The sequence below is a fragment of the Yersinia sp. 2542 StPb PI genome (assembly GCF_048593855.1).
Lineage (GTDB): Bacteria > Pseudomonadota > Gammaproteobacteria > Enterobacterales > Enterobacteriaceae > Yersinia > Yersinia enterocolitica_E.
The window spans coordinates 1-2,737 of the sequence record NZ_JAZGQA010000315.1 but is presented as its reverse complement, the minus strand read 5'-3'; the positions used below and the strand labels follow the sequence as shown (position 1 = coordinate 2,737).

Genomic DNA, 2,737 nt, shown 5'->3' with positions numbered 1-2,737 from the left:
CAATAGTGTTTTTTATCTTATTATTTTTTTTGTTTATTGAATCTTTGTTAAGAATTAATTGCATATGTCACCATTAAAAGCAATTACTTTGATTGCGTGATTTTGAAAGAATTCTATTTTTATTTAATGCGCATCCTACTTCGCTATCCCGGGATATCCGATAATCATTGCGTTGATATTTGCATCGTTGCTCGTTATCTCTTTGCAAAACAGGTGTAGATAATGACTGATTTTTATCTGTTGCTAACAAGTCTCTTTTAGCTAATGAACAGGCCTGGTCATTCTCATTTGGCTCGATAATAAATGAGGCGTGTGCAATGCTGGAGAGAAAGATAATACTGCCAACTATCCATAGTTTCATTTTATAAAACCACCTTTTCGTAGGAATTCCTTAGCCACTTTTTTTCTTTTTATTTCCATTATATGAGTGAAATTAAATAAGCGTTCCAGTGTTGATGTGTGCATAAAATCAGGTAATTCTACGTCCTTTCCGGCAACCGGCTTCACCAGGCTGACGGTGGCGACGACCACCAGTTCGGTTTGATTCTTTTGCGTTTGTGCATTGCGGAAAAATGCCCCTAATATAGGAATATCACCAATGAAGGGGATCTTTTTAAGGGATTCTCGCTCTGATTTACTGATCAAACCACCTAGAATAAAGCTTTCACCATCACCAAGTTCTAATGTGGTCGCTGCCTTACGCGTACGTAATGAAGGATACGAATTACCCCCTTCGACGTTAAATACTTTATCTACACTACTGACCTCTTCTTCCATGCTAATGCGGATACGATTTTTTTCATTTACCTTGGCCGCAATGTTTAGCTTGATACCATAAGTTTTGTATTTAATTACGGTGCTGTTTTGGGTGGTATTAAACATTGGTATTTCGCCACCAACTAAAAATGAGGCACTTTCACCGGACAGTACCGATAGATTAGGTTCGGCCAGAACACGAGCAATAGAATCATCATTAATGGCATGAACTAATGTGCTAATTCCGGTGGCATTGAATTTTAAAAACTGAAAGGAGCCAACAGATGCTTCGTTGATGCTGCTCCAATCTACCCCTATATTCTCACTAAAGTCTTTAGTCACCTCAGCAATGGTTAATTTCACATTTACCTGGTTAGATTCAGGGAGTTTAATCTTATTTATTACCCCTAAGTAATCAGGGTTATTAAAATGTTGGTCTTCGCGATTCTTCTCTCTTTTCTTATTTATTGCTTCACCGACAATAGCTGCAATAGTGTCTTTCGCCTCTTCTGACTCTGCTTTACCCGTCAGCAGATAGCCATTACCAATTTTATTGATTTCTATGTTGCTATCAGGATATTCAATTTTTATTCTCTGATAGGCTGAGGTAATAATGTCATTTACCATGACGGCAGTTTTTTTCATTGGATGATTATCTTTATTAAATAAGATAAACTCTGCTGTTCCTTCTTTTTTTGCATAAACAATAATGCTATTTTTACCAACCAGTTCATAATCAGCAATCGCAGCGGCGGAGACAAAAACAGTATCAATCTCCTCCTCTGTTTTTATGATATATGATTCGCCTGACGATAAGTAAACAGGCTTGGCATATGCCTGATTGACAATTATTTGGCCGATTGCAATGGCGAAGAGTAAAAACAGTTTATTCCAACTGATATATTCTGGCCTGGGTGTTCTCATCCTCTTAGCTCTCTTGTTATGCGTAGTTTAGGTATGATGTCATATATATTTGTTGATTGATTATTGCCAGTAACTATACTCGGCGCCAGAACGATATCACCCGACTTTTCTGCAATATGAATGATGTCTAGTTCCTCCCTTTTAATGATGACGGATATATAACCAGTTACGACCTCTTCAGTCTTTTGATTTTTGTTATTTTTTTCTGATAATTCGTCTGTCGAATACTTTTTTATTCTTATTACTCTCATTGCGGGAATGATTTCATTCAACGAAAAGGTTTGACTTTTTTTATCGCTCAACTCTTTCGTGTTAATCACTGTGCCACTATTCATACCTTTGTTTTTGTCTGTCTCAAGCACTCTTAATTGAAATGAGAGGGAATCACCTACCTGCAATGTGTCCAACAAATACCCATTGTTCTGATTAATATTGAATTTATAAATGACTTCCCCTTTTTTTAAGTTAAGGTAATTGAATTCATCACTGTCGGGTGAAGCCAAAACTGCTGTTGTAATATAAGAACCCGCTGCAAGGTTTACTTTCAGTAAATGACTGTTGATGCCTGTTTTTCCTGACATGTTGCTTTTTATTAATTCACTTGATTCAGGTACCATGATGGCTTTTAGTGCATAATCGTTTTGAGTCAGTAGGGTACCTGAAGAGAGATCATGTATTGACTGTGCCAGGACAATCTCAACTTCTTTTTCTTTATTTGAATCGATGAAATTATAGGGTGTATGTTCATCATTCTTGGCATTGATCATAATACCGGCAGCCCCGATGGCGACAATCAGGATTGAAAATAATAAAAGAAACTTACGATTCATTAAAATAACCTTGTATTATTACTTAATTGACGGGTCTTTATTTTTTAGGTGAATAGCGATAATAAAAAGCCCGAGGTAATCGCAACCGCATAGGGGACTCCTCGCTGTTGAATATCGTGTTTGTTAATCAACATACCTATTATCATTACCACTCCGCCCATAATGGCGGTATAGATAATGAAATCTAGTGATTGTTCTGCGGTGAGTGCCAACAGCAGAAGTCGGAT

3 protein-coding genes and 1 pseudogene are annotated in these 2,737 nt (G+C 37.0%); 1 reads left to right on the top strand and 3 read right to left on the bottom strand.

Annotation, left to right across the window (positions count from 1 at the left end):
* Positions 1–172: 172 nt before the first annotated feature.
* Positions 173–223 carry a hypothetical protein gene (locus tag V1952_RS21055; RefSeq protein ID WP_420075476.1) on the top strand — a complete coding sequence of 17 codons (51 nt, stop codon included), beginning with the start codon at positions 173–175 and terminating at the stop codon, positions 221–223.
* Between the two features lie 134 nt (positions 224–357).
* Here the strand turns inward: V1952_RS21055 and V1952_RS21050 are convergent, their stop codons facing one another.
* The 3 genes and pseudogenes from V1952_RS21050 to V1952_RS21040 form a co-directional block, all read right to left on the bottom strand.
* Positions 358–1,680 carry a type II and III secretion system protein family protein gene (locus V1952_RS21050; protein WP_420075475.1) on the bottom strand — a complete coding sequence of 441 codons (1,323 nt, stop codon included), beginning with the start codon at positions 1,678–1,680 and terminating at the stop codon, positions 358–360.
* Entirely contained in the window at positions 1,677–2,510 is an 834-nt protein-coding gene (locus V1952_RS21045) for a tight adherance operon protein (RefSeq protein ID WP_420075474.1), read from the bottom strand. The genes V1952_RS21050 and V1952_RS21045 overlap by 4 nt, the downstream gene beginning before the upstream one ends.
* Before the next feature lie 44 nt (positions 2,511–2,554).
* Positions 2,555–2,737 (bottom strand): annotated as a pseudogene (locus V1952_RS21040) (tight adherance operon protein); the annotation flags it as partial.